Origin of the sequence: Pseudomonas nicosulfuronedens (assembly GCF_005877905.1) — a bacterium.
Classification (GTDB): Bacteria; Pseudomonadota; Gammaproteobacteria; order Pseudomonadales; family Pseudomonadaceae; genus Pseudomonas; species Pseudomonas nicosulfuronedens.
Genome location: NZ_SWDV01000048.1, coordinates 1 through 21,960 on the forward strand (window position 1 = coordinate 1; position 21,960 = coordinate 21,960).

Genomic DNA, 21,960 nt, shown 5'->3' on the forward strand with positions numbered 1-21,960 from the left:
AGCCGGCCTGGATAGTACGCGACTGATGATGATCGGCTGGCTATCTGCTTATTGGCTAGATCCGTTCCTGAACTTTCTACGGCCGATGTTCACATACAACGCCTACGCCTTTAACTACGGATGTTGGTGCGAATTTATTCCTGGCTGGCAGACCCCTAACGGTTCTCGCATTGCAGAACCGCTGCTGATTGACGCTCCATCCTACTTTTACTCATTCGCGGGAACAGCGCTGATTGGCCTAGCAGTCATGAAGAAAGCCAAAGCTCGCTTTCCTGGTATTGGCGTCGTCGGACTCACGCTCGCTGGCTTCGTGGGTGTATGGATCTCAATGGGGCTGCTAGACATCGTCGCCACTCGTTATCTTCACTTCGATGCTTGGCCTGGCGCCTTCCAGCAGTGGTCGTTCTGGGGCGGTCACTTCTACCAGTTCCCAATCTACGAATTCGTGCTCTTCCCTTCTACCTTCATCGCTTGCGCTTTCTTGCTCATGCATGCGGACTCCAATGGTCACACGGCTATAGAACGAGGAATCGAGAGCTTTTCGTCGGCACCTTGGCTCGGCACCCTGCTGAGAATCCTCGCCTACATCGCCTTCTGCAATTTGCTGAACCTGGCCTACACGAGCGCCATGGGCGTTCATGCGCTCTACGTCGATGCCTGGCCGGTGGACATGCCCAGCTGGCTGAGCAATGAACAGGTGCCCATCGGCGCCCAATGAACCCCGAGCATGCTTGTCACCTTTACCGGTGATCTTTCCGCCGCCTGTCGCAAACCAGGCGGCTTTTTTTTAGGAGTGCCGGCCATGAAAACGCAACCTTCCCTCGCATTCGACGAAGCGACGCAGGCGGTCCTGCCGGAACTTCGCCCGTCCATCACCTTTCCGGTGCGCTGGTTGTCGCTGCGCCCTTTGAATCCACGCAAGGTGCGCGCTATGCGCCTGCTGGACTCCCTGGCGGCCCTGCCGACCCGTCTGCGCGCCACGCGCCGACGCATCCCGGGCCTCCCCGGCCGCCCAGAGGTGAACATCCACCTGATCGACCGCCGGCCAGGCCGGCCACAAGCCACGCCGGCTTTGCTGTACCTGCACGGCGGCGGCTACGTGATGGGCTCGGCGGCGATGCGCGCCGAAAGCCTGGCGCAACTATCTGCCCGGCTCGGCTGCCTGGTCGTTTCGGTCGACTACCGCCTGGCCCCGGAGACGCCCTTCCCAGGCGCCCTCGACGACAACTACGCGGCACTGCGCTGGCTACTGCTGAGCGCCGACGAGTTGGGGGTCGATCCGGCGCGCGTCGCAGTGATGGGCGACAGCGCTGGTGGCGGACATGCCGCTGTCCTGGCCCTGGCGGTTCGCGACCGCGGCGATGCGCAGCTGTGCTGCCAGGTGCTGATTTACCCGATGCTGGACGACCGGACTGCCTCGGACGCTGGGCCGGAATGGTCCGGGCACTTCGCCTGGAACGCCGCTTCGAACCGCTTCGGCTGGGCTGCTCTGCTGGGCTGCCCGCCTGGCTCGGCAAACGTGCCGGCGGGCGCAGTGGCGGCGCGCGCCGAACGTCTCGACGGCTTGCCGCCCACCTGGATCGGCGTCGGCAGCCTCGATCTGTTTCAAGCCGAAGACCTTGCCTATGCAGCGCGTCTGGAGCAGGCGGGAATACCGGTACGGCTGCATGTCCAGCAGGGTGCCTACCACGGCTTCGATTACTTCGCCCCACACAGCGATGCGGCGCGTGAATTCACCCAATCCTGGATGCAGGCGCTGAGCGAGGCTTTCGCAGCCGGCTGATCAGCGCCACCTGGTAAAACCCTCAAAATATCGCCACAACCCCCGCCCCGCCTGGGCTTTGACAATGTTTAGCTACCTAACAGAATCTTCGCTGCGCACTTGACCGAAGCTGTCGAGCGTTTATATTATCGACCGTCGTTCAAAAAAATGCATGGAGATAAGATGAACAAGCACCTCCGCAGCTCGGACTATCTGCTGTTCAATGTCGAGAACCGGGTTGCCCGCATTACTCTGAACCGCCCGGACAAGCGTAATGCGTTGCACCCTGCCCTGCTGGCCGAATTGCGCGATGCGCTGCTCGAAGCCGATGACCGTAATGACGTCAACGTAGTGATCCTGGAGGGCGCCGGCAAGGACTTCTGCGCGGGCTACGACCTTGCCGGGGCCTACGCCGGTTTCAAGGATGGCACCCCGCCGTGGGACGAGTCCCGCTACCGCACTATCAACAAGTCGGTCGACGATGACTGCTGGAACATGGAACAGACCCAGAAGCTGAACATGGTTCTGTTCGACATGCACAAGCCGGTCATCGCCAAGGTCCAGGGCAACTGCCTGGCCGGCGGCACCGATCTGGCGCTGATGTGTGACTTCATCATCTGTGCCGAGAACGCGAAGATCGGCTTCCCTGCCGCCCGCGCCAATGGCACCCCGCCGATCCAGATGTGGATGTACCACGTCGGTCCGCAGTGGGCCAAACGTATGATGATGACCGGTGACAACCTTTGGGGCCACGAAGCCGTGCGCATCGGCCTGGTGCTCGACGCGGTACCGGTCGAGCAGCTCGACGACGCGGTCAACGAGCTGGCTCGGCGGATCAGCTTCGTCGACGCCGAGCTGCTCTCCTCGCACAAGCGCATCATCAACGCCGCGCTGGAACTGCAAGGCGCCCGCACCCTGCAACGCTTCGCCGTCGAGATGGACGCCCGCGCTCACCTCAGCCAGGGCCCCCGCCGCACCCAGTTCAAGGCCGACATGGCGGAGATGGGTCTGAAGGACGCGCTGCGCAAGCGCGACGAACCCTACGGCGACGGCATGGTCAAGGCGCACTGGCTCAACGGCGAGAAAGGAGCGGAATGATGAGCGAGAATTTTCTGATCGATGAACCGATCGAGGGCGTCAAACGCATCACCATTAATCGTCCGGAGTCGACCAACTCCTTCCAGTTCGAGATGTACACCGAGCTGGCCGACCTGTTCAAACAGATCAAGTACGACCCGAAGACCCGCGTGGTTATCCTGACCGCCGCGGGGAACAGGCACTTCTGCACCGGCCATGACCTGAAGAACCCGGGCAAGGCCGATTGGATTGCCGAAGGCCTGGGCAAGCCCTTCTTCTCGCGCTACTCGATCGATGTCATCGCTTCGCTTCCGGTACTGATGCGCAACCTGCCGCAGCCGGTGATCTGCGCCGTCAATGGCACAGTCGCGGGGATGGCGCTGGCCTTTCCGCTGGCGGCGGACATTACCCTCGCGGCGAAGTCTGCCAAGTTCGTCAACGCGATCCACAACGCCGGCTCTGGCGCCGAGCTGGGCATCAGCTACCTGCTGCCTCGCGCCGTGGGCGCGCAGCGCGCCGCCGAGATCCTCTACACCTCGCGCCCGGTGCTGGCGGACGAAGCCGAGCGCATCGGCATGGTGCTCAAGGCCGTGCCGGACGAGGAACTGCAGGACGCCTGCCTGGAAATCGCCAGGAACATCGTGGCTAACGTGCCGATGGGCATCTGGGTCACCAAGCAGTCGCTGTGGCAGAACATGAACGCCGGCAGCCTGGAGCAGGCCATCGAGTTCGAGAGCCGTGGCGTGTACGTGGCGCAGTCCACCGAGGACAAGGTCGAGAAACAGAAGGCGTTCTTCGAAAAGCGCGCCCCGAACTTCTCCTTCAAGTAACCGGCCCGTACCGGGGCCCGCATGTGGGCCCCTTCCCCAACGCAGTCAGGCAGTGACGACGGATCGCTGCCCAGGAGACGATCCCGTGAATTTCGAGACGATTCGCTACGAGGTCAAGGACCGCATCGCGACGGTGACCCTCAACCGTCCTGAAGTCTTCAACGCTATGAACCCGCTGATGATGAACGAGCTCATCGCTGTGTTCGACGAGACCGACCGCGACGACAATGTCCGCGTCGTCGTCGTGACCGGTGAAGGCAAAGGCTTCTGCGGCGGAGCCGACCTGACCAAGGGCGCCGACATTTTCGACAAGAACAAGAACGGCAGCGCGGAAACGGACAGCCCGATTCGCGCCGACGGCAGCTTCGACTACAGCAAGGAATCGGCGCGTGACGGCGGTGGCAAGCTTGCCCTGCGCATCTTCGACAGCCTCAAGCCTGTGATCGGCGCCATCAACGGCGCCGGCGTCGGCATCGGTGCCTCGATGCTGCTGCCCATGGACATCCGCATCGCCAGCGAAAAGGCCCGCCTGGGCTTCGTCTACGCCCGTCGCGGAATCGTCTTCGAATGCTGTTCGTCCTGGTTCCTGCCGCGCCTGGTCGGCATCACCAAGGCGCTGGAGTGGAGCTTCAGCGGCCGCGTCATGCCTGCCGAGGAACTCAAGGCCGGCGGCCTGGTGAGCGAAGTAGTCCCCCATGAGCAGCTGCTGCCTCGCGCCTACGAGATCGCCCGCGAAATCGCCGACAACACCGCGCCGGTGTCTATCGCGCTGATGCGCCAGATGGCCTGGCGCGGCCTGGGCATGTCCCATCCGATGGAAGCGCATCGTATCGAGAGCCGTGGCATCTGCACCCGTGGACGCAGCCCGGACGCGAAGGAAGGCGTGAAGTCCTTCGTCGAGAAGCGCCTGCCGGAGTTCGCCTGCAGCGTGTCGCAGGACATGCCTGACTATTTCCCCTGGTGGGAACAGCCGACCTACTCTTGACCCCTTAATAACAAGACCGGCCCGCGCGCCGGCGCCCAAGGACTCAGCGCATGAACACATCGATTACCGAATTGTTTGGCATCCAGTACCCGATCCTCAACGCGGGCATGGGCCGGGTGGCCTTTCCCAACATGGTCGCGGCGGTGTCGAACGCCGGAGGCCTGGGCGTCTACGGCGCCGGTTCGAACCCGCCGGAAGTCACCCGCGCGGCGATCCGTGAGATCCGCTCTCTGACCGACAAACCTTTCGGCGCCAACGCCCCTCTGGCGCTGCCCAACGGCATGGCCAACGCCAAGGTCCTGCTCGAGGAAAAGGTCCCGGTAATCAACTACTCGATGGGCAAGGGCGACTGGATCGTCAAGGCCGCCCATGCTTACGGCGGCAAGGTGGTTGCCTCGGTCAACGACGTGAAGCTGGCCCTGCGTGCCGAAGCCCACGGTTGCGATGCGGTGATCGCTGCGGGCCACGAGGCGGCGGGACACGCTGGCGAGGTCACAACCTTCGTGCTGATCCCGCGCCTGGCCGAACTCCTGAAGATTCCGGTGATAGCCGCCGGCGGCGTGGCCAATGGCGCCGGACTGGTCGCCGCGCTCGCCCTGGGCGCCGGCGGTGTGTCGATGGGCACCCGTTTCTGGACCACCCAGGAAGGCCCGATGCATGAGAACTTCAAGAATAAGGCAGTCGAGCTGGACGTGCAGGACACCATTTTCTCCGACCGCTTCGACGGTATTCCATGCCGGCAGATGAAGACCGCGGCGGCCGAGCGAATGGTCAACGCAAAGATGCTCAACGTTCTGGAAATCTTCCTCAACTCGTTCACCATCGCCAAGGAACTGAATATCCCCTGGCTGAAACTGGCGACCTCCACTCTGTCGATGGGACCGCGGCACGTCGAGTCGATGATGCGCATGTCGCAGATGCTCAAGATGCACGGCCTGACCATGTCCAGCGGCGACCTGGACAAGGGCATGACCGCCTCCGGCCAGTCAGTAGGGCTGGTGCACGATCTGCCGAGCATCGCGCAACTGATGCAGGCCATAATCGCAGAGGCGGAAGCCGTGCAGCGCCGCCTAGCCGGCCAGGTACCGACTCCCGTTCAGGGAGGCTCGGCAGACAGCCGCGTACACATGAGCAGTCAGCACCAGGCGTAATGGTGCCGACAAACCAAGGGGAGGCATGGCCTCCCCTTTCTATTTCCACGTAAATGCTCAGCCACGCCTCGCCGTGCTTCAGCCCGCGAGATAGCCGCCATCGGCGTACAACACCTGGGCGGTGATATAGCTCGCGGCCGGGCTCGCCAGGAACAGCACCGCACGGGCGATTTCGTCCGGATCAGCGGGCTCGTCCCTCAGAGGAACCCGGGAGAACCACTCCTCCCCCAGTTTGCGCAGCGCCTCAGGCGATAAGCCGTTCTGGGTAACGCCAGGTGTTCCCGGTGTACGGGTGCCGCCGGGGCCAACAGCGTTGACGCGGATCTGGTGCGGCCCCAGCTCCACAGCCAGCGATTGGGTCATCATGGCTACGCCCGCTTTGGCGGTGTTGTAGTCGACCTTGAAGCGCACCGGATGTGCCGCCGCTGTGGAAGCGATATTGACGATGGCGCCGCCGCGTTTCTGCGCGATCATCTGCCGGGCCACCGCCTGGGACAGAAAGAACACGGCTTTGGTGTTCACCGACATGAATCGGTCCCAGTCGGATTCAGTAAGGGTTTCCCAGGTCGCCCAACCACGCAGGGCGGCGTTGTTCACCAAGATGTCGATCCCGCCGTAGGCCCCCAAGGTTCGCTCGACAATAAGCCGTATGCCAGCGGCATCGGCCACGTCCGCACCCACGGTGGTGCAACGCCCGCCCCGCCGGTGAATCAGCTCCAGGGTTTCGGCGCAGCCGTCGTCCATGAGATCGACGGCGACGACACTGGCACCGGCATCGGCCAGGCGCTGAGCGATGGCTTGGCCGATGCCCCGCGCCGCGCCGGTTACGACGGCAACTTGGCCGGAAAGATCGAACAGCTGGGTAGTTGGCACGAAACTCATTCACCCTCCTCTTTCGATTTACCGTGCGTTGGATTCGCAGCGGACCGGCGACCCGCCCTGCTCCCAGCCTTCAGGCCAGCAGCGACAAGGTGTCGTGGCACAGCGCGGCATCGGCGAAACGCGCGCAATAGGCGGTATTCACTGCCTCGGTCTGGAAGCGGGTCTCGTTGATGATGAAAACGAACAGCCCCCAAGCAATTTCCTTGCGATAACAGTCCCACGCCTCGTCGAAATCCGGCGCCGCCACACCTTCGGCAGCCAGACAGTCGAGGTAGTACTGCAAAAGCGGACGCTCCCACTCGCGGCGGTCCATGAGATCCAGGGCGCAGATCAGGTGATAGGTGACGTCGGCGAACCAGGGCGCACGGTTGACCTGCATGTCGAAGAAGCCCGGGGTACCGTCGGCCTCTTCGTAAAGGTTGCCCAGGTGAGTATCGCCGTGGCTCAGAGTAAGAGGATGATTGCCATGCAGCTCGGCGAGCTTGCCGAAGGCGGCGCGCATCCAGTCGAGGTCGTGCAGGCGGCGGGAGATCGCCGCACCACGCGGAGAACCGATGTAGTGCTGCCAGGTTTCCGGTTGCAGATAGCGGTCAGCATACATCAGCGTGTCGCCGGTCATCCGCGGCTCGATCCAGGCGAGCACCCCGCCCTCCTCGAACGCCTGGTGCCGCCACATCTGTGCGTGGTACCTGGCCATAGCCTGCAGACGACGCTTCACTTGCGCGAAGCCCTGCGGCATTTGCGCATGGCAGAAACTCGCCCCGCGAGCGACGAGATCTTCCATGAGGATGATCGACTGGTAGCCGTGTTCGTCACTACCGGCGAAATAGCACCGGGGAGTGCGGATATCCCAGAGCGGCAAGACTTCACCGTAGGTACGCGCTTCCTTGGCGTACATGAAACCCATGCCCGGACTGTGCGCCTCGAAGCCACCCTTGACGATCATCGTTCGTGGCAGCTCCAGGGCCTGTCCGCCGCGGTCGTAATTCAGCTCAATGCGGATCTTGGTCGAGGTACCGAGCATCACGTCAGCGACCCGGCAACCCTCGACAATGATATTCGGGAAGCGGACCCTTAGGGCCTGCTGTACCCATTCGGCGGTGATCTCTTCGACTTTCAGGGGCAATTGCATGAGCAACTCCTGGAAGTGAGGTGCCCGCCCCGGAACGGGTCAGGCACCAGGTCGCGTCAGCGGATGCCTGCGCCGGCCATAGCCGTAGGAGACAGGGCGTTAGGCGAGAAGGCCTCGCTAGCGAACCAGCTGCTGCGCGTGCCGCCGGCCATGGACGCAAGCGCGTAGTTGCCCTTGGAATGGTCATACATAATCACCGCCTCGGAGCGCATCTGAGGCACGTTCTCGTACGCCACGAACGTCACAAAGTTCTGCGAGCGATGAAGCTTGTTGGCGGCGTCGTAGGAGTCGTAGAGCGCCATGCTCCAGCTGTCTTCGTCGAGGTAGAACATCTTGCGCGGGTTGGCGTGGCGTTGGCCCGGCTTCAAGGACGCCTCGACTACCCACACACGGTGCAGCTCCCAGCGAACCAGGTCGGGATTGGCGTACCCCTGGCGGATCAGCTGATCGGTGGGTGCGCCGGAGGTGCGGTAGGTGTTGTAGGGAATGTACATCTCCCGCTTACCCACCAGTTTGAAGTCGAAGCGGTCCATCTTGCCGTCGAACCCGTTGATCTCGTCGAAGGTGATGAGGCCGCCATACTGAGCCGAGACAGTGTCGTACTTGAACTCTGGCGCCAGCCGTACGCGGCGCTGACCCGGTGTGTAGGACCAGGCACTGTCCGACTTCTGGTCCAGGCGCAGCGGGGTGTAGCGCATGTCCTTTGACCCTGACTTCGCGGCCGGCGCCTTGTTGGTATTCAGCAGGCGGTTGCTGAACTCGGAGCTCGACTTGCTGTTATCCCAGTACTCATGTTCGTAGATGACCGAAGAATCAGTCACCAGCGTTTTCTGGCCGGCGGTGTCGATCAGGTAGGTGGCGAAGTTCCCCGACTCGTAGGGGCGGAAGAAACGCGTATTGAAGTTCCACATCGCCTCGGCGCCGGACTTCGGGATTGGGAACGGCACCTGAGCATGGGCGTCTGCCAACCCCAGACCATTGGTCTCAAGGCGTGGTTTGGCGATGTTGTTCAGAGTGTTGTCGCGCGCCCACTGCGGCAGCGGCGGCGCGCTACGGTGCGTCGGATAGACGTCGATGCGGTACTCCGGGTAGCGCGTCAGCAGGGCCTTGTTGCCGTCGTCCAGCTTGTCGGCGTACTGCGCCATGTTGCTGGATGTAATCGAGAACAGAGGTTTCTCACCGGCATACGGGTCCACGTAGGGGAACCCGCCGCGCGGGTCCTGCGGCGCGTAACCGGCCGGCGCCTTGGTCAGCGCCTTGGCCGGATCGTAGGCCGGGATGCTGCCATCGGCGTTGCCGGCGACGGTGGCACCGAACTCGGTGAGGGTCTTGCCGAGCTGGGCTGCTTCCTCCGCGCTGGGTGCCGCCAGGGCCTGACCAGCCAGAACAGTGCTTACTGCAAGAGGCAGCAGGTACTTCACGTGCATCATCGATCTCTCCTGAGCTTCACATTGATGCCGACCGCGTCGAGATCACCTGCCGGCTCTGCGGCACGCAATTCGGCGCTGGGCACCGACAACGTCGCCACTCGCATGGCGTCTTTCGGAACAACGGATGCCTCCTTCTGGACGGGCGTCTCGGCTTGCGCCGAATCGCCCAAGCCGCGCAAGAGGAAATAGGACAAGGCGGGAATCAGGATCAGCGCACCGATCATGTTGCCGATGAACATGAAGGTCAGCAGGATGCCCATGTCGGCCTGGAACTTGATCGGCGACCAAACCCAGGTGACCACCCCGGCGGCCAGAGTCATGCCGACCAGCGCTACCACTCGGCCGGTAAAGCGCAGGGCGTAGCGGTAGGCCTCACCCAGGCTGCGCCCAGCCTTCTGCTGCTGTAATTGCACGCTGAGCAGGTAAAGCGCATAGTCGACGCCGATGCCGACGCCCAAAGTAATGGCCGGCAAGGTGGCGACTTTCATACCAATGCCCAGCAACACCATTAACGCCTCGCACAGCACCGTACTGATGAACAGTGGCAGCACCGCGATGAAGGTCGCACGCCAGTTGCGGAACGCCACGAAACACAGCAGGGTCACGGCGCCGTAGAGCGCCAGCAGCATCTTGCCATTGGCACTCTCCACCACGATGTTGGTTACCGCCTCGATACCAGCGCTGCCGGCCGCCAGGAGAAAATGCCGATTTTCATCGTTGTGCGCCGCCGCGAAGGTCTCGGCCGCTTTCACCACATGGCTGAGGGTGTCGGCCTTGTGGTCCTCCAGATAGGCGACGATAGGTGTCACCGAACAGGTACGATCCACCAACTCAGGCTTGTCGACCTGCACCTGCTCGATCGCCGAGTTGAGGTTGCTGGCGTTACGCGGCACCGACATCCACTTCGGGTTTCCCTCGTTCTGCCCAGCGAAGACCATGCGCACCGAGTCCGGCGCGGAGACCGTCATCTGCACGCCCGGTACCTGGCGCAGCTGATTGCTCAGGCGATCGGCCTCGACCAGCGAGGGGTATTCCAGGCAACCGCCTTCGGCGGTCTTCATCATCACGACGAACAGGTCACTGGAGAGCGCGTAGTGGCCGGTGAGATAGGCGATGTCGCGGTTGTACCTAGAGTCTGAGCGCAGCTCCGGCGCACCGGCGTCGAGGTCGCCGATCTTCACGTGGGAACCGACCAGCACGCCGCCCACGGTGACCGCCGCCGCCACTGCCACGGCGATGCTTGCCCGACCGCGCTGGGTGAAGCTGGCGAAGAACTCCCAGAGGCGCCCGGCTGCCTGCCCCTTTTCCTGGGCAATGCTACGCTGCGCCGCCTTGGCGCTGACGCCGACATAGGAGAGGGACACCGGCACAAGAACGAGGATGGTGAAGATCAGGATGCCGACGCCGATGGACATGCTGACGGCCATCTCCTTGATCACCGGAATGTCGATGATGATCAGCACGGCGAAGCCGACCACGTTGGCCAGAAGCGCGGTGATGCCGGCGCGGAATAGACGGCGGAAGGTGTAGCGCGCGGCGACGTACTTGTGCGTCCCGCGGCCGACGTCCTGCATGATCCCGTTCATCTTCTGCGCGCCATGGGATAAGCCAATGGCGAAGATCAGGAACGGCACCAGGATCAGGTAGGGGTCGAGCACATAGCCGATCAGACTGAGGATGCCCAGCAGCCAGACCACCCCGAGCGCCGCGTAAAAGACCAGCAGCAGGGTGCTGCGGATGCAGCGGGTATAAAGGAACACGAAGAGCGCGGCGATCGCGGCGGCGATCGCGAAGAACTCTGCGACCTGCCACAGGCCATCGATCAGATCACCCACAAGCTTGGCGAAACCGACGATGTGAATTTTGATCTTCGGCGTTTCCAGCGAGCGCACCTTGCTTTCCAGCTGGTGCGAGAAGTCGCGGTAGTCCAGCGCCTGGCCGGTGTCCTGGTTCCGCTCCATCAGGGGCACGACGATCAGGCTGGACTTGAAGTCCGAGGCCACGAAACTGCCGACAATACCGGCCTGGAGAATGTTGTTGCGCAGGGCCCCCATGGCCGCTTGTGACCAGTCGAAGGGATCCGGCATCACCGGACCGCCGCGGTAGCCTTCTTCGGTGACCTCGGTCCAACGCAGGCTGGAGGTCCAAAGGCTGCGCAGCGCCGAGCGATCCACCCCGGGCATTAGGAACAGGGTGTCGTTGGCCTTTTGCAGGACCTCCAGAGCGTCCTTGTCGAAGATGCTACCCTGGGTATTTTCCACCACCACCCGAACCGAGTTACCCATCCCACGGAGGGCGTCCTTATTCTGGAAGTAGTTCTGAATGTAGGGATGTGATTGCGGGATCATCTTCTCGAAGCTGGCGTTGACCGGCAGCTTCGCCGCCTGCCACGCCCAGAAGAAGGTGCTCAACAGGCAGATGAGCAGGATCGCCAGGCGATGGTTGAAGATGAACCGCTCGAGCCAGACACCGCTGTTTCGATCAAAGTCCTTGGGATCGCGGATGACCTGCATGTCATCCTGTTCGCCGACAGGAATAGCCATAAATGTCTTCTCGATTGTTATTGTTCAGACGGGATTGCACGCACTGGCCAGTGCGGTCGTTCAACTCATTGCGCCGGGGCTATTTGCACCCCCGACATGCCGACGATCGCCACCCTATCGCCATCCACTTGGCTCAACCCAGCGAATAGGTAGGGGCGCACCGACTCGAGAGCACTGAAACTCCGGCCCAGATCATCGCTGCGCAGGACAGCGCCGGCCTGGCTGGCCACCAGCAGGGTACCCTTGTCGCTGATTGCGCTGGCCACCAGCCCCGCCGCGTTTCCGGTCTCCACACGACTCCAGGTCTGGCCGCCGTCGGTAGAGCGGAAGGCGTTGCCGCGGAGCCCGTGCGCCAGAATGAACCGCTGGTCCCCCACGACGCCGAAGAAGCTGCCGGCATAGCCGGTGCTCAGGGGGACAAAGCGCTGCTGGTTACGGTCGAGCTTGAACACCGTTCCCTGTTCACTGGCGATGTACAGCTCGCCGGCGATACCGGTAATGGCGTTGAGATGGAAACTGTTGGGGTTGTCGATCTTCTCGATCCACGACTCCCAGCTCTTGCCGCCATCGTGGGTGGCCATGAGAGTACCGAAGGCGCCTACAGCGAACCCGTCGCGCTCGTTCTCGAACCAAACCCCCAGAAAAGGTTGCTCGGGACCGTTGCCGAAATTCAGCTTGACCAGGTCCAGGTACTGGCTGGCCCGCTCGTCGCCCTTTTCCGCCTGCGCTTGGAAGTGCGCGGTCAATAACTTGAGCAGATCGCGCCCGTCGAGCTGCTTGCTCCAGCTCTCCCCGCCGTCGGCACTGTGCAGGATAACGCCATCATGGCCCACGGCCCATCCGAGCGAGGCGTCCGGAAATTGCACGGCCACCAGGTCCGAACTCACCGGCACTTTAGCCTGCTTCCAATGCTGGCCGGCATCATCCGACAGCAGCACGACACCGCGAGCGCCCACCGCGACCAATCGAGCTCCTGCCTGGGTAATGGCAGTCAGCTGGGACTGGGCCGCCAGCCGATTGATTTCGGCCGGGGCATCGAGGGGGTCCGCGTAGGGTTGCGCCATCGCCACAGAAATCGGCAACAGGCCGGCCAGCAGAACGGCGGTGAAGGATAGACGCGGCAAGAGAACCTCCAGAACTACGGTCGCCGGTAAATAGATGCCATCGGCAGGTGCCGGGCTTCGTTGCGGAAGCCCGGCGCGCTCAGGCGGTTCCTAGCGAATACCCGCGCCAGCCATCGCCGAGGGCGACAGGAGGTTCGGGGAGAAAGGTGGTACTGCGTACCAGCCCGTGCGGGTGTCAAACGGCAGCGACGCCAGTGCGTAGTTACGCTTGGAGTGGTCGTAGATCAGCACGCCCTCGCTGCGCATCATCGGCACATCGTCATAGCCAACGAACAGGACGAAGTTCTGCGAGTGGTGGAGTTTGCCCGCCGCGTCGTAGGAGTTGTACATGGCCATGTTCCAACTGTCCTCGTCCAGATAGAAGCGCTTCTTCGGGTTGGTATGGCGCTGCCCGGACTTCAGGGTCGCCTCCACTTCCCATACGCGGTGAAGCTCCCAGCGGACCTTGTCCGGGTTGACGAAGCCGCTCTTCACCAGCTCATCCAGCTTCGCCGAAGCCGTACGGTAGGTGTTGTACGGAACGTACATTTCCTTCTTGCCGATCAGCTTGAATTCGAACCGATCCTGCTTGCCATCGAAACCGGTGATTTCGTCGAAGGTGATCAAGCCGCCGTATTGCGCGGAAACGGTGTCGTACTTGAACTCAGGTGCAAGGCGCACGCGACGTTGACCAGGCGAGTAGGACCAGGCGCTGTCGCTTTTGATGTCAAGTCGCAGCGGCGTGTAGCGCATGTCCTTGGAACCCGACTTGGCCGCCGGCGCCTTGTTGTTGTTGACCAGGCGGTTGGCGTAGTCGGAGCTGGTCTTGGACGGGTCCCAGTACTCATGCTCGTAGAAGACCGTCGAGTCGGTCACCAGAGTCTTCTCGCCGGCGCTGTCGATCAGGTAGGTGGCGAAGTTGCCGGACTCGTACGGCCGGAAGAAGCGCACAACAAAGTTCCACATGGCCTCGTTGCCGGTCTTGGGTATCGGGAACGGTACTTGCGCGTGGGCATCAGCCAGGCCGGTACCCTCGCCTTCCAGGTGCGGCTTGGCGATGTTATTGAGGGTGTTGTCGTGAGCAAACTTCGGCAGCGGCGGCGCGCTGCGATGAGTCGGGTACACGTCCAGGCGGTAGTCCGGATACTGCGCCAGCAGCGCCTTGTTGCCGTCATCTACCTTGTCCGCGTACTGCGCCAGGTTTTTCGAGGTAATGGAGAACAGCGGCTTCTCGCCGGCATACGGATCCACGTAAGGGAAGCCGCCTGCGGCCTGCCGCGGCGAATACCCGGCCGGCGGTTTGGTGAGCGCCTTGGCCGGATCGTAGGCCGGAATGCTGCCATCGCTGTTGCCGGCGATGGTGGCACCGAACTCGGTTAGGGTACTGCCGATCTGCTTGATTTCATCAGCGGAGGGGGCAGCGAAGCCCTGTCCGGCGAAGGCATAGGAAACAGCGATGGAAAGTAGGTATTTCTTGTAATTCATTTTTTCACCCATCCATTCGTGCAGTTTGCGTTAGTCAGAAGGCGGTCTTCAAGCTCAGCGAGAGCCAACCGTGATCGTTCTGCCACCAGGTGCCGCCACCGGTCACGCCCTGCGCCCCGGTTGAGGTGTAAGTGTTGTGGTTAGGCGACCAGCTGTCGTTCCAAGCGAGCTTGACGGTGTGGGTCTGATAGATATCGGCCTGAACGCCGAACGAATAGCTGACCTGATCCTCCGCGCCGATCAGGCCGCCGGTGGCAGCATTGCCCTGCACACCCCAGGAAACGAACACCGGCGCGCTCAGGTCGACACCCGGTAGCACCTGCAGCCAACGAGGGGTGAAGTTGGTGGAAAAGACCGTCGAGTTTCGCGTAGCACAACCATATGACTCATCACCGCTACCCGGCTGGTGGCTACCATCGCTGCAAAGAGGCGAGCTGGACCCTTTCATTGGGAAGTTGTTGCCGCCCAATGCGGTGAAGTCGCCATTAATGGAATAGCCGAAGGCGGGGTCGTAGGTAACCTTGTCTAGGTGCTGGAAAGCCAGCTCCGCTGCAATCTCACCGGCATCCCACAGAGGCGTCTCAGGTAACAACTTCACAGCGTTGAGTACGATGCCGTAAACATCGCCGCGCGGAGCATTTTGCGAGTCGAAGCCTACAATTGCCGGCCCGACTTGTTGCAGGCGGCCAGTAACCGTTGTGTAAAGCTGAGCGTTTTTGCGATAGGTCAGCTCTAGGCCCCAGTTGACACTGGCAATGTTCTGCTCCATGGCAAAGCCGAACAGCTGGTTCTTCTTCGGGTTGTAGACTCTGTCCAGCAGGCCGTCGTCAGCGGTGGCGAAGGGGTTGGGGGTCTTCTCGCGGAACTCGCGGAATACCAGGCTCATGTTCCCGCCGTCCATGAAGTCCGGCTGCCACTTGGCCATGACGCCCCAGTCGTGCTGGCCGCTGCCAGGCTTGTTCTTGGTTTCGCCGATGATCGGACCGTCGGCGCCGTAGAAGGCCGGGCCGGCGTATTCGAAGAAGGTACCACCTTCCGGGTAACGATCGCGGCGCCACTCCAGGGAGTACTGCCAAGCCAGCGAAAATTCGGGGTTCAGTTGAAGGGTGCCGGTAAACTGGGTCTGCGGCAGGAACAGCTCCTTGGCCTCCAGGCCCGGACTGTAGGCTGCCTTCTGCAGGTCCAGGGCGGCCTGGCTGTATGCGATGGACGCCTGCTTGGACTGCGGGAACAGCGAGTTGCCCCAGTAGATGTTGTGGCGACCGAACTTCAGCGAGGTAGTGGTGGTACCGACATCGAAGGTTCCGAAGACGAAACCGTCCAGCAACTCGGCGTAGGGACCGGTGGTGTAGTTGCGGGTGTAGTCGGAATACTTGCCATTCTTGAAGAACTCGCGAGAGATGGCATCGCCATAGCTGGGGTCGTCCACGCCACCGTCGTAGGTGGGGTCGTACCAGGCAGCGGCGCTCATGCGGAAACCGTAGTTGTCGCGGAAAATGAAGTCGAATTCCGAGAGAATGTCGAGGCGGTTGAGGATCACGTCCCCCTTGTCGAAGCGGTTGTTCCCCAGCGCGACGGCATTGTTGTTTGGGTCGGGAGTCCCCGCCGGTCCCATCTTCAGTCGGGAGTCGGTGTTTTCACCACGAATGCCGATGTTGTAGCGCACGGTGGTGTCCAGACGACTCTGGATGTCTGAATTGCCGAAGTCCAGATCCACGGCGTATGCGTTACCCGCTGCAGCGGCCACCGCCATGGCCAGCAGGGACGCTTGTGCGTGCAGGCGCTTGGAGGAGGCGAAGCGAGGCTGAGTGAAGCGAGGCATCATTATTGTTTTTCTCCATCTCTTATGCCGAGCCGGTTAAGGCCACAGGGAGGTTCAGGTGAGGTGTATCAGCTCCCGACGTGTTTTCCGAGCGCTCCAGATCAGGCAAAGGTGAGCGTCGGTCGTTTACATTTTGGTGAACGACGTTCGTATAGTTGTACATGGTTCAGGGCTTGTCAATCGCTAATCTGACGCTACCTGCAACGAATTTTTGCGACCATGCCAATGCCAGAAACGGCTCTACGGCGGCCATTGCGAATGGCCACCGTGAGTTCGAAATCAGCAAATACGGAGGGGATCAGTCGTACAGGATGTCTTCGCTCACCTTGCGCCAAGTATCCAGTTGTTCCAGAGTCTGCTGCAGTACTGACCGATAGGTGTTCCAAGCGCTGGGGTGAACCGGCAGGTGCAAGGGCGGCTGCTCCGCATCCACTGCGGCGATGATCGCCAGCGCCGCCTTCGCCGGGTCGCCATCCTGATGACCATCCATTTGTTCCAGCCCGCCGCGCACCGCGCCGGCGGTCTTCTGGTAGTCCTCGATTACGCGCTCGGAGCGCACGATGGCGTTGCTTGACGCCCAGCGAGTACGCAGCGCACCGGGCTCAACATTAGTAACTCGAATGCCCAGTGCCCCGCCTTCAGCGGCCAAGGCCGCGCCCAGCCCTTCCAGGGCGAACTTGGAAGCGCTGTAGATCGGCATGCCGGGAATGCCCATGAAACCGGCCATCGAGGTGATGTTCACGACATGCCCCCAACGTTTGGCGCGCATCGACGGAAGCACCGCCTGGGTCGCGGCTAGGGCACCGAAGAAGTTGGTTTCCATCTGGTCGCGGGCCTCGCGCTCGCTGACCTCTTCCAAGGCGCCGGCCAGGCCGTAGCCGGCGTTGTTCACCAGCACGTCGATGCCGCCATGCCGTTGCGCTGCGGCGGTCACCACGTCGAGCACCCGCGGGTAGTCGCGCAGGTCCAGCTCCAGCGCGTGGGCACGCCCCGGTGCCAGCGCCTCGAAAGCGGCCAGTTGCTCGGGCTTGCGCAACGTGCCGATCACCACTTCACCGCGCGACAGCACGGCCTTGGCCAGCGCTTCGCCGAGGCCACTGGAAACACCGGTGATCAACCACTTTCGTACTGCTGCAGACATCGGGAACCTCCTTCTTGTTGTTGGGAACTGGCTCCGCTATCGCTCGCAAGTCCACCTCGCGGGGGGTAGCGCTTTCCCGGATAGCCGACAGCTGACCAGTGCGGCTCCGAGAGAAAACACCATACACAAAAAGGAACGTCATTCACAATAGCGCACACAATATAGGTCTCTTCGAGCCAGGTGGCGGCTTTCTCCACCTTGCATCGAACAGCCGGCACACGTCTGGGAGCGGACTCAACGGTAGGCGACACGCAAGCGAGCGATGAAGTTGTCCAATTCCGACGTGGGCAGGTGGTTGATCCCGGCCGCCGCCGCGCGCCCACCCCCAGTCAGGAACTGCCGGCACAAGTCTGCCGCGCCGACCTTGTTCGCGAGCGGTGCGCGCACGCTAACCACATAGCCGCCATCCACATTCGGGGTCAGTACAGCGTGGGCTCTTTCGGGATAGCGGTTGCTCAGTTGGTTGCCGTACACACCACTGACGCGCCGCGCCCAGGGTTGATCGGGAAGTATGTAAACGGCCGTTCGCCCGTCAGAGGACAGCGGCACCAGCGCTTCGACGCAACGCATGTCCTCATGGTAACCATCGTGCAGACGTTCGAAGTGTTCGCGGTCGTCGCGGATGAAGTCGAGCGGGTCTGCGTAATGACTGACCCTCAAGAAGAGCTCATCCGGTGCGTAATGCAGGTCCTCCACCCGTTCGCCATAACCGTTGTAGTTGATGCAGGTGCCAAGCTCCTCCAGCAAGGCCAGCTCCGCCGACGTCAGGTCGAGTTGCCGAGCCGCCGCCTGCGCGCTTTGCCGGAGGTTGTCGCCGTAGGCGCCGACCACCGCCCAGCGCGCGAAGCGCCCCTGCAGGTGGCCATTGACCAGAAGGCTGGTGCAGACATCCGGCGCCTCGTTGATCAATGTGCGCAGGCGCGGCGCCGCAGGTATCTCGCCAGCGAAATGATGATCGACGTAGAACACCTCGGCTCCAGCCGCGAGCTGCCGGTCGAGTGAGGCACGATTCTTGTCCATGGAGACATCGAGCACCGTGACCTGATCGCCGGCTGCGGCCCACACCCGGTCAAGCAACTGGATGTCGCGCTTGACGCCAGTGACCAGAACCGCCTCGCGCGGCGAGGCCAGACGCAGCTGGGTGAGTGCGCAGATGCCATCGGCGTCCCCGTTGAAGACATCGAAACTCGTCATGTGCCAGATCCATCTATTGAAGGGCGCGGGTGACCCGTCGAGCGGGCCACCCGCAGTAGCGGCAAGTCCATCGCCTGGGCTCAGATGATTCCCAGCGCCTTAAGCTCCGCGATCACCCGCTGGGCCGCGTCCTCGGCGGAAAGCCCTACGGTATCGAGCCGCAATTCGGGACTTTGCGGCGCCTCGTAGGGCGAATCGATGCCCGTGAAATGCTTCAGCTCGCCACGCCTGGCCTTCTTGTACAGCCCCTTCGGATCGCGCTCCTCGGCAATCGCCAGCGGGGTATCGACGAAGATCTCGATGAACTCGTCCCCTTCCAGCAGTTCGCGCGCCATCCTCCGCTCCGCGCAGAACGGAGAGATGAAAGCGGTAATGACGAGCAGACCGGCATCGACCATCAGTTTGGCCACCTCAGCAACTCGCCGGATGTTCTCGACGCGATCGGCCTCGGTAAAGCCCAGGTCCCGGTTGAGCCCGTGCCGGACGTTATCGCCATCGAGCAGGTAGGTGTGTCGCCCCATGGCATCGAGCGTCTTCTCCACCAGGTTGGCGATGGTCGACTTGCCCGCCCCCGACAGGCCGGTGAACCACAGAACGCAAGGTTTCTGGCTCTTGAGACGGGCGCGCGCGGCCTTGTCCACATCCAGGGACTGCAAGTGGATATTGTGGGCGCGCCGCAAGGCGAAGTGCAGCATCCCGGCGCCTACCGTGTTGTTGGTCAGGCGGTCGATGACGACGAAGCTGCCCAGGTCGCGGTTGTCACGGTAGGCGTCGAAGGCCAGCGGCCGGTCCAGCGCCAGGTTGACGATGCCAATCTCGTTGAGCTCCAGGGCCTTGGCCGCCAGGTGTTCCAGCGTGTTCACATTGACCTTGTGCTTGAGCTGGCTGACCTGGACGTTCGCGGTACGCGTGCCGCATTTCAGCAGGTAGGGGCGCCCAGGGAACAGAGGCTCCTCGGTCATCCAGACCAGGGTTGCCTCGAACTGATCCGCCACTTCCGCAGGGTTCTCGGCGATGGAAATGACGTCCCCCCGGGAGATATCTATCTCGTCCCGCAATGTGAGCGTTATCGACTGGCCCGCCACGGCTAGCGGCAGGTCACCGTCACGGGTGACGATGCGTTCGACGCCGCTTTCCTTGCCCGAGGGTTGTACGCGAATGCGATCGCCAGGGCGAACCTCTCCAGAAGCGATGGTGCCGGCGAAGCCACGGAAATCCAGGCTGGGCCGATTCACCCACTGCACAGGCAACCGGAACGGCTGGCGCTGCATCCGCTCGTCGTCGATCTCGACGGACTCCAGGTGGGCCATCAGAGTGGTGCCCTGGTACCAGGGCATGGCCGCGCCGGGGGCGACGATGTTGTCCCCCTTGAAGGCCGACATTGGTATGAAGGTCACGTTTTCCAGGCCGATTCGCCTGGCGAACTCGCGGTAGTCCTCCACGATGCGGCGGAACACCTGCTCCGAGTAGTCGACCAGGTCCATTTTGTTGATCGCCACCACGATGTGCTGGATGCCGAGGAGCTTCACCAGGTAGCTGTGGCGCCGGGTCTGGGTCAGCAGGCCCTTGCGCGCGTCGACCATCAGCACGGCTGCATCCGCGGTCGAGGCGCCGGTGACCATGTTACGGGTGTATTGCTCGTGGCCCGGGGTGTCGGCAACGATGAACTTGCGCCTGTCGGTGGAAAAGAAGCGGTAGGCTACGTCGATGGTGATGCCCTGCTCGCGCTCGGCGGCCAGCCCGTCGACCAGCAGGGCGAAGTCGATCTGGTCACCCTGCGTGCCCCATTTCTTCGAGTCCGCCTTGACGGCGGCGAGTTGGTCCTCGAAGAGCATCTTCGATTCGTAGAGCAGGCGCCCGATGAGCGTGCTCTTGCCGTCATCCACGCTACCGCAGGTGATGAAGCGCAGCAGGCTCTTGTGCTGGTGGTTCCTGAGGTACTGCTCGATGTCCGTGGCGATGAGGTCGGAAACATGTGCCATCAGAAGTACCCCTCTTGCTTCTTGAGTTCCATGGAGGCGGCGGAGTCATGGTCGATGACCCGCCCCTGGCGCTCCGAGGTACGCGTCAGCAGCATTTCCTGGATGATCGCCTGCAGTGTGTCGGCTTCGGACTCGATGGCGCCGGTCAGGGGGTAGCACCCCAGAGTACGGAAGCGCACATTCTTCATCATCGGCGTCTCGCCCTGGCGCAAGGGCATGCGCTCGTCGTCGACCATGATCAAGGTGCCGTCGCGCTCCACCACCGGGCGGAGCGCCGCGTAGTAGAGAGGCACGATGGGGATGTTCTCGAGGTAGATGTATTGCCAGATGTCGAGCTCGGTCCAGTTCGACAGCGGAAACACGCGAATCGACTCCCCCTTGCGCTTTCGGGCGTTGTACAGCTTCCACAGTTCCGGGCGCTGGCTCTTCGGGTCCCAGCGGTGCTGGTCGGAGCGGAAGGAAAATACCCGTTCCTTGGCGCGTGACTTCTCTTCGTCGCGTCGCGCGCCACCGAAGGCGGCGTCGAAACCGTACTTGTCCAGGGCCTGTTTCAGGCCCTGGGTTTTCATGACGTCGGTATGGATGGCCGAGCCATGGGTGAAGGGGTTGATGTCCTTCTCGACGCCCTCGGGGTTGATGTGGACCAGCAGTTCCATGCCCGTCTCGCGAACCATGCGCTCGCGAAAGTCGTACATATCGCGGAATTTCCAGCGCGTGTCGACATGCAGCAGTGGGAAAGGCGGAATGGCGGGATAGAAGGCTTTCATCGCCAGGTGCAGCATCACCGCGCTGTCCTTGCCGATGGAATAGAGCATCACCGGGTTCTCCGCCTCGGCGACCACCTCCCGCAGAATCTGGATGCTCTCTGCTTCGAGCCGCTGCAGATGGGTAAGCGTCATGAACCTGCCCTCCATCTAGTTGCGCGGCGCCTGGTTGAGAAACTCCAGACCGACGGGAGTGCAATGGATGTACTCCAGGTAATGCCCGAGCACGTCGCGGGTATCGATGTACACGGCCTTCAGGACACCCCCCATTCCACCCTCGTAGGCAATAGCCTGGCCCTTTCGCGTAGCAAGCTGCACGGCCTGCTTCAAATCTTCTTCGCGCTGGAACAGGTGCCCCATGTGATGGTGGCGAATGGCGAAGTCGCCATCTTGGGGCAGCAACAGCTCATAGATACTGCCGCCCTCCCCCTTGGGTTCGATGAGCTCGATCATCACGTCGCCGGCATAGGCGGTGGCGATGGAAACACGGGTGCGCTCGTCATAGGCGACATCGCGCAGTTCGAAGTAGCGCTTCACGCCGTATTGCTCGTCGAAGGTACGCATGGCCTGCTCCAGGTCGGTGGTGACGTAGGCGATCTGGAAGAACCCCGGTAGGAAATGGCAGCCGTTGTGCAGCGAAGCAGTATTCATGGCCTTGTCCTCGTTTTTGTTGTTCT

The 21,960-nt window shown here is 62.2% G+C and carries 18 protein-coding genes; 6 read left to right on the forward strand and 12 right to left on the reverse strand.

Annotated features, from left to right (window positions below; translation table 11 throughout):
* The 6 genes from FAS41_RS27240 to FAS41_RS27265 all read left to right on the forward strand — a co-directional run.
* On the forward strand, positions 1-718 hold a 718-nt coding region (locus tag FAS41_RS27240; protein ID WP_138526453.1), incomplete at its 5' end, for a spirocyclase AveC family protein.
* 9 nt (positions 719-727) lie between these two features.
* Positions 728-1,783 (forward strand): alpha/beta hydrolase, encoded by a 1,056-nt coding sequence (locus FAS41_RS27245; protein ID WP_138526454.1) that lies wholly within the window; start codon positions 728-730, stop codon positions 1,781-1,783.
* 162 nt (positions 1,784-1,945) lie between these two features.
* Positions 1,946-2,860: a crotonase/enoyl-CoA hydratase family protein gene (locus tag FAS41_RS27250; RefSeq protein WP_138526455.1), complete on the forward strand. Its 915-nt coding sequence runs from the start codon at positions 1,946-1,948 to the stop codon at positions 2,858-2,860.
* Positions 2,860-3,669, forward strand: a complete 810-nt coding sequence (locus FAS41_RS27255; RefSeq protein WP_138526456.1) for an enoyl-CoA hydratase-related protein — start codon at positions 2,860-2,862, stop codon at positions 3,667-3,669. Before FAS41_RS27250 ends, FAS41_RS27255 begins: the two co-directional genes overlap by 1 nt.
* Positions 3,670-3,754: 85 nt before the next feature.
* A complete protein-coding gene (locus FAS41_RS27260) occupies positions 3,755-4,654 on the forward strand; it encodes a crotonase/enoyl-CoA hydratase family protein (RefSeq protein WP_138526457.1) in 900 nt (299 codons plus the stop codon).
* Between the two features lie 50 nt (positions 4,655-4,704).
* Complete coding sequence (locus tag FAS41_RS27265) at positions 4,705-5,805, forward strand: NAD(P)H-dependent flavin oxidoreductase (protein WP_138526458.1); 1,101 nt, start codon at positions 4,705-4,707, stop codon at positions 5,803-5,805.
* A 78-nt stretch (positions 5,806-5,883) separates the two neighbouring features.
* Here FAS41_RS27265 and FAS41_RS27270 read toward each other — a convergent pair whose 3' ends face one another.
* From FAS41_RS27270 to FAS41_RS27325, 12 genes are all read right to left on the reverse strand, one after another.
* On the reverse strand, positions 5,884-6,687 hold the full coding sequence (locus FAS41_RS27270) for an SDR family NAD(P)-dependent oxidoreductase (protein ID WP_138526459.1): 804 nt from the start codon (positions 6,685-6,687) through the stop codon (positions 5,884-5,886).
* 70 nt (positions 6,688-6,757) lie between these two features.
* Complete coding sequence (locus FAS41_RS27275; protein ID WP_138526460.1) at positions 6,758-7,819, reverse strand: protein kinase family protein; 1,062 nt, start codon at positions 7,817-7,819, stop codon at positions 6,758-6,760.
* 56 nt (positions 7,820-7,875) lie between these two features.
* Positions 7,876-9,249, reverse strand: a complete 1,374-nt coding sequence (locus tag FAS41_RS27280; protein ID WP_138526461.1) for a DUF1329 domain-containing protein — start codon at positions 9,247-9,249, stop codon at positions 7,876-7,878.
* The gene (locus FAS41_RS27285) at positions 9,246-11,792 is read right to left on the reverse strand and encodes an efflux RND transporter permease subunit (RefSeq protein ID WP_218939135.1); all 2,547 of its coding nucleotides are present in this window, start codon (positions 11,790-11,792) and stop codon (positions 9,246-9,248) included. Before FAS41_RS27285 ends, FAS41_RS27280 begins: the two co-directional genes overlap by 4 nt.
* Before the next feature lie 65 nt (positions 11,793-11,857).
* The gene (locus tag FAS41_RS27290) at positions 11,858-12,916 is read right to left on the reverse strand and encodes a WD40/YVTN/BNR-like repeat-containing protein (RefSeq protein WP_246084951.1); all 1,059 of its coding nucleotides are present in this window, start codon (positions 12,914-12,916) and stop codon (positions 11,858-11,860) included.
* 90 nt (positions 12,917-13,006) lie between these two features.
* Entirely contained in the window at positions 13,007-14,380 is a 1,374-nt protein-coding gene (locus tag FAS41_RS27295) for a DUF1329 domain-containing protein (protein WP_171049562.1), read from the reverse strand.
* Between the two features lie 34 nt (positions 14,381-14,414).
* Positions 14,415-16,202, reverse strand: coding sequence for a DUF1302 domain-containing protein (locus tag FAS41_RS27300; protein WP_171049563.1), 1,788 nt, complete (start codon positions 16,200-16,202; stop codon positions 14,415-14,417).
* A gap of 298 nt (positions 16,203-16,500) precedes the next feature.
* Positions 16,501-17,343: an oxidoreductase gene (locus tag FAS41_RS27305; protein ID WP_138526464.1), complete on the reverse strand. Its 843-nt coding sequence runs from the start codon at positions 17,341-17,343 to the stop codon at positions 16,501-16,503.
* Positions 17,344-17,577: 234 nt separating this feature from the next.
* Entirely contained in the window at positions 17,578-18,537 is a 960-nt protein-coding gene (locus FAS41_RS27310; protein ID WP_138526465.1) for a DHHA1 domain-containing protein, read from the reverse strand.
* Positions 18,538-18,617: 80 nt separating this feature from the next.
* Positions 18,618-20,519 carry a sulfate adenylyltransferase subunit CysN gene (cysN, locus tag FAS41_RS27315; RefSeq protein ID WP_138526466.1) on the reverse strand — a complete coding sequence of 634 codons (1,902 nt, stop codon included), beginning with the start codon at positions 20,517-20,519 and terminating at the stop codon, positions 18,618-18,620.
* On the reverse strand, positions 20,519-21,418 hold the full coding sequence (gene cysD / locus FAS41_RS27320; protein WP_138526467.1) for a sulfate adenylyltransferase subunit CysD: 900 nt from the start codon (positions 21,416-21,418) through the stop codon (positions 20,519-20,521). Before cysD ends, cysN begins: the two co-directional genes overlap by 1 nt.
* Positions 21,419-21,433: 15 nt before the next feature.
* Positions 21,434-21,934 (reverse strand): VOC family protein, encoded by a 501-nt coding sequence (locus FAS41_RS27325; RefSeq protein WP_138526468.1) that lies wholly within the window; start codon positions 21,932-21,934, stop codon positions 21,434-21,436.
* Between the last annotated feature and the right edge of the window lie 26 nt (positions 21,935-21,960).